The following is a 1,895-nucleotide window of genomic DNA, read 5'->3' on the forward strand; positions in this document are numbered from 1 at the left end:
GCGCCTGCGGACGAACTGATCTCCCTGCTGCGGGAGTTCGCGGGTGAGCGGTTGCCGTCCTACATGGTGCCGTCGGCGGTCGTGCTGCTGGACGAACTGCCGGTGACCGTGAACGGCAAGCTGGACCGCAAGGCCCTGCCCGCACCGGAGTATGCGGTGGGTGAGGGCCGGGCACCGGCCGGTGTGCGGGAGGAGTTGCTGTGCCAGGCGTTCGCGCAGGTGCTGGGACTCGACCGGGTCGGTGCGGACGACGACTTCTTCGCACTGGGTGGTAATTCGCTGTCGGCGACGCGGCTGGTGACCCGGGTGCGTGCGGTGCTGGGCATGGAGCTGCCCCTCCGGGTGCTGTTCGAACGCCCGACGCCGGCCGCGGTCGCGGCGTGGCAGGGTGAGGGCGCCGCGGGCCGGGCGGCGTTGGTGCCGGTGGTGCGTCCGGAGCGGGTGCCGCTGTCGTTCGCGCAGCGCCGGCTGTGGTTCCTGGGGCAGTTGGAGGGGCCGAGCCCGGCCTACAACCTTCCGATGGCGATCCGGCTGACCGGGGAGTTGGACCGCGGGGCCATGGCCGAGGCGCTGCGGGACGTGATCGGGCGGCACGAAGTGCTGCGCACGGTCCTGCCGATGGCGGATGGCGGGCCGTTCCAGCGGGTGCTGTCGCTGGAGGAGTGCGGCTTCGAGCTGTCGGTTGTCGAGGTGGCGCCGCAGGAGCAGGATGCGGCGGTTGCGGAGGCGGTCGGGTACGGGTTCGACCTGACGTCGGAGATCCCGTTCCGGGCGACGCTGATCGCGCTCGGCGAGGCCGAGCACGTGCTGGTGGTGGTGGTTCATCACATCGCCGGGGACGGCTGGTCGACGGCGCCGTTGGCGCGGGACGCGTCGGTGGCGTATGCGGCGCGGGTCGCGGGCCGGGCGCCGCAGTGGGAGCCGCTGCCGGTGCAGTACGCGGACTACGCGCTGTGGCAGGGGGAGTTGCTCGGGAGCGAGGACGATCCCGGCAGTGTGCTCTCCAAGCAGGTGGCGTACTGGCGCGAGGCGTTGGCGGGGGTGCCGGAGGAGCTAGAGCTGCCGGTGGACCGCCAGCGCCCGGCGACGGCTTCGCACCGCGGTGAGAGCGTGGAACTGGCCGTCTCCGCGCAGATGCACCAGCGACTGGCGGCGCTGGCCCGGGAGCGGGGCGTGACCCTGTTCATGGTGCTGCAGGCGGCGTTTGCCGTGACGCTGAACCGCCTGGGGGCGGGGGTGGACATCCCGATCGGGTCGCCGGTCGCCGGGCGCACCGACGAGGCGCTCAACGACCTGGTCGGGTTCTTCGTCAACACCCTGGTGATCCGGACCGACCTGTCCGGTGACCCGACCTTCGACCAGGTGCTGGAGCGGGTCCGGGAGACCAGTCTGAGCGCGTTCGAGCATCAGGACGTGCCGCTCCAGAAGCTGGTGGAGGAGCTGTCGCCTGCCCGGTCGACGGCACGCCAGCCGCTGTTCCAGGTCGTGCTCGCCCTGCAGAACAACCAGTCGGCACAGCTGGAGCTGCCCGGTCTGCGCGCCGCAGGGTTGTCGGGCGGTCTGGTGCACAGCAAGTTCGACCTGGACGTGAACCTGAGCGAGGCGTTCGATGCCGACGGTGCGCCGGCCGGCCTGCGGGGTGTGCTCCTGGCGGCGGCGGACTTGTTCGACGCGCAGACCGTACAGCGGATCGCGGGCCGGCTGCTCCAGGTCCTGGAGACGGTGACGGCGCAGCCGGGGACACGGCTGAGCGCCGTGGACGTGGTGGGCGCGGACGAGCGTCGCCTGCTCCTGGAGGAGTGGAACGACACGGGTGTTGTTGCTCCGGTGCTGTCGGTGGCGGAGGTGTTCGAGGCGCAGGTGGCTCGGACGCCGGATGCGGTGGCGGTGGTGTG

At 71.8% G+C, this 1,895-nt stretch carries 1 protein-coding gene; it reads left to right on the forward strand.

Going from position 1 to position 1,895, the window contains the following annotated elements:
- A partial coding sequence (locus tag ABT095_RS38730; RefSeq protein WP_350534333.1) for a condensation domain-containing protein occupies positions 1-1,895 on the forward strand: 1,895 nt, incomplete at both ends.

It is taken from the genome of Kitasatospora sp. NPDC002227 (assembly GCF_040296285.1).
Lineage (GTDB): Bacteria > Actinomycetota > Actinomycetes > Streptomycetales > Streptomycetaceae > Kitasatospora.